We start from the raw sequence: 6,387 nt of genomic DNA, 5'->3' as shown, positions 1-6,387 counted from the left end.
ACACCGCACTATCAACTCCTTCTGGGCTTCGATGACCTGAAGCAACCCGCTGTCGAATTCCGCGTAACTACTTGTTTACCAAGGAGTTTTCCGTTTCGACTGCGCCGGAAGTGGGGCGAATTATAGACGTCCAGAATCTGCCGTCAACTTCTTTTTTCATCTTTCTGCCATATACCGCAAAACGCAAAAGCCGGCCCCAGAGGGGCCGGCTCTCACTGCTTCCTACAAACTGGGGAAAGCAAACTGCGACGCTTCATGACTGGCCCGCTGCGGCCAGCGCTGGGTGATTGCCTTGCGGCGCGTGTAAAACCGCACCCCATCAGGCCCATAGGCATGCAAGTCACCAAACAGTGAACGCTTCCAGCCACCGAAACTGTGATAGGCCACCGGCACCGGCAGCGGAACGTTGACACCCACCATGCCCACTTCAATTTCGTCACAGAACAACCGCGCAGCCTCGCCGTCACGGGTAAAAATGCACGTACCGTTGCCATACTCGTGATCGTTGATCAGTTGCATCGCCGCTTCCAGGCTGCTCACTCGCACCACGCACAGCACAGGCCCGAAGATCTCTTCCTTATAGATACGCATCTCAGGGGTCACACGGTCAAACAGACTGCCGCCCAAAAAGAAGCCCTGCTCGTTCCCGGCAATGCTCAAGCCACGCCCATCCACCACCAGCTCAGCACCCGACGCCACGCCATCCTCTATATAGCCACTAACCTTGTCCCGCGCCTGCCCCGTGACCAACGGCCCCATATCCAGGCCGCACGTAGTGCCCGCGCCTATCTTCAGCGCCTTGATCTGCGGCACCAGCTTGGCGATCAACGCATCCGCCACCTGGTCGCCCACGCACACCGCCACCGAGATCGCCATGCACCGCTCACCGCACGAACCATAGGCAGCGCCCATCAGGGCACTGACGGCGTTGTCCAGGTCCGCATCCGGCATCAGCACCGCGTGGTTCTTCGCGCCGCCCAGCGCCTGGACGCGTTTGCCGCGCCGGGTCGCCTCGGCATAGATGTACTCGGCAATCGGCGTCGACCCCACAAAGCTCAGCGCCTTGACCTCTGGCGCTTCAATCAAGGCATCCACCGCCCCCTTGTCGCCGTGCACCACACTCAGCACGCCCTTGGGCAAGCCGGCTTCCTGCAGCAATTGCGCGATCAACAGCGTTGAGCTCGGATCGCGCTCCGACGGCTTGAGGATGAAACAGTTACCGCACACGATCGCCAGCGGATACATCCACAACGGCACCATCGCCGGGAAGTTGAACGGCGTAATACCCGCCACCACGCCCAGCGGCTGGAAATCCGACCAGGCATCAATATTCGGCCCCACATTGCGGCTGTACTCGCCCTTGAGGATCTCCGGCGCCGAACACGCGTATTCCACGTTCTCGATCCCGCGCTTCAACTCACCGGCGGCGTCTTCCAGCGTCTTGCCATGCTCCTCGCTGATCAACTGCGCAATACGCGCCTCGTTCTGCTCAAGCAGTTGCTTGAAACGAAACATCACCTGCGCCCGCTTGGCGGCCGGGGTATTGCGCCACGCCGGGAATGCAGCCTTGGCGGTATCAATCGCACGTTGAATGGTTTCACGACTGGCCAACGGCACCTGGTGGATCACCTGGCCGGTGGACGGATTGTAAACATCGGCCGTACGGCCGCTGTCGCTGACCAACTCACCGTTGATCAAATGCTGGATAACGCTCATGCAGGCTCCTGAAAATTTGTTCTATATAGAAGGAGAAAATCAATCGATTGTGCGCAACACTTCGCCGACTGCATCGAACAAACGATCCAGGTCCTGCGCCTTGCTGTTGAACATTGGCCCGAACTGCAAGGTGTCCCCGCCAAAGCGCACGTAGAAACCAGCCTTCCACAACGCAATGCCCGCTTCAAAGGGACGCACAATCGCATCACCATCACGCGGCGCAATCTGGATGGCACCGGCCAGGCCATAGTTGCGGATATCGACGACGTTCTTGCTGCCCTTCAAACCATGCAGCGCATTCTCGAAGTGTGGTGCGACTTCGGCCACGCTCTGCACCAGGTTTTCCTTCTGCAACAGATCGAGTGCCGCCAAGCCCGCCGCACAGGCCACCGGGTGAGCCGAATAGGTGTAGCCGTGGGGGAATTCCACCGCGTACTCCGGCGTCGCCTGGTTCATGAAGGCCTGATAGATCTCACTGCTGGCAACCACCGCGCCCATGGGGATCGCGCCGTTGGTGACTTGCTTGGCGATACACATCAGGTCCGGCGTCACGCCGAAACTGTCTGCACCAAACATTGAGCCAGTACGGCCGAAACCGGTGATCACTTCATCGAACACCAGCAGGATATTGTGCTGATCGCAAATCTCGCGCAGACGCTTGAGATACCCCTGTGGCGGCACCAGCACACCGGCTGAACCGGCCATCGGCTCGACAAATACGGCGGCGATATTCGAGGCGTCGTGCAACTCGATCAGCTTGAGCAACTCATCGGCCAACGCGATGCCGCCCTGCTCCGGCATTCCCCGTGAGAACGCGTTGCTCGCCAGCAACGTGTGGGGCAGATGGTCAACATCCATCATGGCCTGACCAAACATCTTGCGGTTGCCGTTGACCCCGCCCAGGCTGGTCCCGGCAATATTCACACCGTGATAACCACGGGCGCGGCCAATCATCTTGGTCTTGGTGGCCTGGCCTTTCAGGCGCCAGTAGGCACGCACCATCTTCACCGCGGTATCGGCGCACTCGGAGCCCGAATCGGTGAAGAACACATGGTTGAGGTTGCCCGGGGTCAGCTCGGTAATCTTTTCCGCCAACTGGAAGGACAGCGGATGACCGTATTGAAAGCCCGGCGAGTAGTCCAATGTACCCAGCTGCCTGGCCACCGCTTCCTGGATCTCCTTGCGCGTGTGCCCGGCGCCACAGGTCCACAGGCCCGACAACGAGTCATACACCTGGCGCCCCTTGTCATCCGTCAACCAGCTACCGTGCGCTGCCACGATCAGACGAGGGTCACGCTGGAAACTGCGGTTGGCGGTGTACGGCATCCAGTGCGCATCCAGCTTCAGCTGGCTGGCAAGGGACGATGGGGCATTTTCGGGCATGTTCATCAGCAAAACCTCGCAGGGCAAACGGCGGCGTCGGGATCGATAAAGCGTAGTTGCGAGTAAATTGCCACGGCGATAAAGTCGATGAAATTCAACTTTTCTAACCTTCAGTCAGGCCCTCACTAAACTATGAGCAGTCGCAGGCAAGATCCCCTCGCTCAAGTCAGCGACTTCGATATCCGCCTGCTGCGCATCTTTCGCAGCGTGGTCGAATGCGGTGGTTTTTCGGCTGCGGAGACCGTACTCGGCATTGGCCGCTCGGCCATCAGCCAGCAAATGAGCGACCTGGAGCAACGCCTCGGCTTAAGGCTCTGCCAACGTGGGCGCGCCGGGTTCTCGCTGACCGAAGAAGGCCGCGAGGTTTACCAGTCCGCTCTGCAACTGTTGAGTGCGCTGGAAAGTTTCCGTACCGAGGTCAACGGCCTGCATCAGCACCTGCGCGGCGAGTTGATCATCGGCCTCACCGATAACCTCGTCACCCTGCCCCACATGCGCATCACCCACGCGTTGGCGCAATTGAAGGAACGCGGCCCGGACGTGCAGATCCAGATCCGCATGATCGCCCCCAACGAAGTGGAACAAGGCGTACTCGACGGCCGCCTGCATGTCGGCGTCGTGCCCCAGGCCAGCGCGCTGTCCGGCCTTGAATACCAGCCGCTGTACAGCGAACGTTCACTGCTCTATTGCGCGGTGGGCCATCCATTGTTCTACGCCGACGACAAACAGCTGGACGATGCCCGCATCGACAGCCAGGACGCCATCGCACCCACTTTCCGCCTGCCCGCCGAAATCCAGGCGCACTACCAGGCCCTGCGCTGCACGGCCAGCGCCTCAGACCGTGAAGGCATGGCGTTCCTGATCCTCACCGGGCGCTATATCGGTTATTTACCCGACCACTACGCCAGCCTGTGGGTGCAACAAGGCCGACTACGCGCGCTGAAATCGGCTACACGCTTTTACGATTTGAGCCTGGCATCGGTCACGCGAAAGGGCCGTCGCCCCCATTTGGTGCTGGAGAGCTTTCTCGATAGCCTCGCCGCAACCCGCTGACTTGGGGCCTCAAGCAAAAAGCTGAGCAATTGGACAGTTTTTTGCAAGGACGCAACTACCTTGAACCGTCCGCCCCGAGTTGACCCACCATGCCCCCAGAATCCTTGAGCCCCAGCGACCTGATCTACGGCCTCGACGACCGCCCCAAACCCTTACCGGCCATGCTCGCCGCGCTGCAACATGTGCTGGCCGCCTTCGTCGGCATCATCACCCCGCCGCTGATCATCGGCTCCACCCTGGGCCTCACCGCCTACTTGCCCTACCTGATCAGCATGGCGCTGATGGTTTCCGGCGCAGGCACCTTCATCCAGGCGCGCAGGCCGTTCGGTATCGGGGCCGGTATGATCTGCCTGCAAGGCACCAGCTTCGCGTTTCTCGGTGCGGTGCTGTCGGCGGGTTTCTTGGTGAAGCAACGCGGCGGCAGCCCGGAGGACATCATGGCGATGATCTTCGGCGTGTGTTTCTTCGGTGCGGCGGTGCAGATCGTGCTCAGCCGCTTCATCGGCCAACTGCGCCGGGTGATCACCCCGCTCGTGACCGGCATCGTGATCACGCTGATCGGCATCAGCCTGATCAAAGTCGGCATCACCGACCTGGGCGGCGGCTTCAACGCCCCCGACTTCGGCGCGCCCACCAACCTCGCGCTCGGCCTGTTCGTGGTGCTGACAATCATCCTGCTCAACCGCTCCACCACGCCATGGGTGCGCCTCTCGGCCATCATCATCGGTCTGGCCCTGGGCAGCCTGGCCGCCTGGTTCAGCGGCAAACTCCTGCCACAGGCGCTGCCGGACCTGCCTTGGATCAGCGTGCCGACCCCGTTTCGCTTCGGGTTCACTTTCGACTGGAGCGCCTTCCTGCCGATCGCGCTGATCTATCTGATCAGCAGCATCGAAACCGTGGGCGACCTCACCGCCAACTGCATGATCGCCCGCCACCCCATCAGCGGCCCTTCCTATATCAGCCGACTCAAGGGCGGTGTGGTGGGAGACGGCGTGAGCTGCATGATCGCCGCTACCTTCAGCGCATTTCCCAACACCACCTTTGCGCAGAACAACGGTGTGATCCAACTCACGGGCGTGGCCAGCCGTTACGTCGGCTTATATATAGGCGTGCTGTTGTTTTGCCTCGGATTGTTTCCGCTGATTGGCGCCGTGCTGCAGCAAATTCCCAAACCGGTGCTGGGTGGCGCGACCCTGGTGATGTTCGGCAGCGTGGCCGCCGCTGGCGTGCGCATCCTCGCCCAGGCTCCGCTGGACCGGCGCAGCATGCTGATCATAGCCACCTCGTTCGGGGTGGGCCTGGGCATCGCCGCCCAGCCCAATCTGCTGCACCTGATGCCTACCCTGGTGCAGAACCTGTTCGACTCGGCCATCACCAGTGGCGGCTTGACCGCTATCGTGCTGTGCCTGCTGCTGCCCGAAGCCAAGGCGACCTCGGTTGCCGCAAACCCGGCCACCGAAAGCGACACCCTGGAACCGCTTTGACGGTTTTATTGCATCAGGACTTGTCTGAGGCTTGAGGGTGGGTTATCTGTGCACACGTCGTCTCTATCGATCAGCACGGAAACCTCCATGAGCCTCGAAGTTCCTGCCCACAGCAACCACGCCGGTAAACCTGCCAGCCGCATTCGGCAAAAGAACGAACAAGCGATTCTGCGGGCTGCTGAAGACGAGTTCGCGCGCCATGGCTACAAAGGCACGAGCATGAACACCATCGCGGCCAGTGCCGGACTGCCCAAGGCCAACCTGCATTACTACTTCACCAACAAGCTGGGCCTGTACATCGCGGTGCTCAGCAATATCCTCGAACTGTGGGACAGCACCTTCAACGCGCTGACCGCCGAGGACGATCCCGCCGTGGCGCTCACCCGCTACATCCGCACCAAGATGGAATTCTCGCGGCGCCAGCCCCAGGCCTCGCGGATCTTCGCGATGGAGATCATCAGTGGCGGCGAATGCCTCACCGAATATTTCAGCCAGGACTACCGCGCCTGGTTCAGTGGCCGTGCAGCGGTATTCCAAGCCTGGATCGACGCCGGCAAGATGGACCCGATCGACCCCGTGCACCTGATCTTCCTGCTGTGGGGCAGCACCCAGCACTACGCCGACTTTGCTACTCAGATCTGCCGCGTTACCGGTCGCACCCGACTGACCAAGCAAGACATGGAAGAAGCCGGCACCAACCTGATCCACATCATTCTCAAAGGCTGTGGCATCAAGCCAGCCCAATAAACGA

Annotated in this window: 5 protein-coding genes; 3 read left to right on the top strand and 2 right to left on the bottom strand. The window is 60.8% G+C overall.

The window, feature by feature from the left end; genetic code table 11:
- Positions 1-222: 222 nt before the first annotated feature.
- Both TU75_RS07180 and aptA read right to left on the bottom strand, forming a co-directional pair.
- The gene (locus tag TU75_RS07180; RefSeq protein WP_003233104.1) at positions 223-1,716 is read right to left on the bottom strand and encodes a CoA-acylating methylmalonate-semialdehyde dehydrogenase; all 1,494 of its coding nucleotides are present in this window, start codon (positions 1,714-1,716) and stop codon (positions 223-225) included.
- Positions 1,717-1,755: 39 nt separating this feature from the next.
- Positions 1,756-3,105 carry an omega-aminotransferase AptA gene (aptA, locus tag TU75_RS07175; RefSeq protein WP_060548550.1) on the bottom strand — a complete coding sequence of 450 codons (1,350 nt, stop codon included), beginning with the start codon at positions 3,103-3,105 and terminating at the stop codon, positions 1,756-1,758.
- A 126-nt stretch (positions 3,106-3,231) separates the two neighbouring features.
- Between aptA and TU75_RS07170 the strand changes: the two genes are divergently transcribed.
- The 3 genes from TU75_RS07170 (at position 3,232) to TU75_RS07160 (ending at position 6,383) form a co-directional block, all read left to right on the top strand.
- Complete coding sequence (locus TU75_RS07170; protein WP_060548549.1) at positions 3,232-4,152, top strand: LysR family transcriptional regulator; 921 nt, start codon at positions 3,232-3,234, stop codon at positions 4,150-4,152.
- An 89-nt stretch (positions 4,153-4,241) separates the two neighbouring features.
- Positions 4,242-5,636 (top strand): uracil-xanthine permease family protein, encoded by a 1,395-nt coding sequence (locus tag TU75_RS07165; protein WP_060548548.1) that lies wholly within the window; start codon positions 4,242-4,244, stop codon positions 5,634-5,636.
- A gap of 87 nt (positions 5,637-5,723) precedes the next feature.
- Positions 5,724-6,383: a TetR/AcrR family transcriptional regulator gene (locus TU75_RS07160; RefSeq protein WP_003233113.1), complete on the top strand. Its 660-nt coding sequence runs from the start codon at positions 5,724-5,726 to the stop codon at positions 6,381-6,383.
- The last annotated feature ends 4 nt before the right edge of the window (positions 6,384-6,387 follow it).

This window comes from Pseudomonas poae (assembly GCF_001439785.1).
GTDB lineage: Bacteria > Pseudomonadota > Gammaproteobacteria > Pseudomonadales > Pseudomonadaceae > Aquipseudomonas > Aquipseudomonas poae.
The sequence above is the reverse complement of the archived record's forward strand: the minus strand, read 5'-3'. Positions and strand labels throughout refer to the sequence as shown.

What these genes read in the sequence shown, in the direction of transcription:
- TU75_RS07180 (WP_003233104.1), bottom strand. Translation starts at nt 1,716, where the DNA reads ATGAGCGTTATCCAGCATTTGATCAACGGTGAGTTGGTCAGCGACAGC.
- aptA (WP_060548550.1), bottom strand. Translation starts at nt 3,105, where the DNA reads ATGAACATGCCCGAAAATGCCCCATCGTCCCTTGCCAGCCAGCTGAAG.
- TU75_RS07170 (WP_060548549.1), top strand. Translation starts at nt 3,232, where the DNA reads ATGAGCAGTCGCAGGCAAGATCCCCTCGCTCAAGTCAGCGACTTCGAT.
- TU75_RS07165 (WP_060548548.1), top strand. Translation starts at nt 4,242, where the DNA reads ATGCCCCCAGAATCCTTGAGCCCCAGCGACCTGATCTACGGCCTCGAC.
- TU75_RS07160 (WP_003233113.1), top strand. Translation starts at nt 5,724, where the DNA reads ATGAGCCTCGAAGTTCCTGCCCACAGCAACCACGCCGGTAAACCTGCC.